This is a genomic window from Priestia sp. SIMBA_032 (assembly GCF_046535215.1).
Classification (GTDB): Bacteria; Bacillota; Bacilli; order Bacillales; family Bacillaceae_H; genus Priestia; species Priestia aryabhattai.
The window spans coordinates 1-263 of record NZ_JAWRXD010000865.1 but is presented as its reverse complement, the minus strand read 5'-3'; the positions used below and the strand labels follow the sequence as shown (position 1 = coordinate 263).

Annotated in this window: 1 protein-coding gene; it reads right to left on the bottom strand. The window is 75.7% G+C overall.

The features are described 5' to 3' along the window. Positions 1 to 263: hypothetical protein (locus SB717_RS36790; RefSeq protein WP_410908014.1), on the bottom strand; the 263-nt coding region annotated here is incomplete at both ends.

Genomic DNA, 263 nt, shown 5'->3' with positions numbered 1-263 from the left:
CGGAACCGCCCCGCAGGGCTGCCAGAGCGCCCATCCGCAGCGCTCCGGGATCGGCGAGCGTGGTCGTCCGGCTCCGCAGGGCGGAGAGGACTGCGGAGGTGCCGCCGGCGCCCGCCGTGCCGGTGCCCGCACCGTCCGTCGAGCCTGCGGCCGCTTCTGCGGCGTCCCCTGGGAGTTCTGGCGCCCCTCGCAGCGAGGCGAAGCCGAAACCGGCCGCGATGCCCAGCGCATAGACGAAGGGCGGCAGGATGATCCCCTGCCAG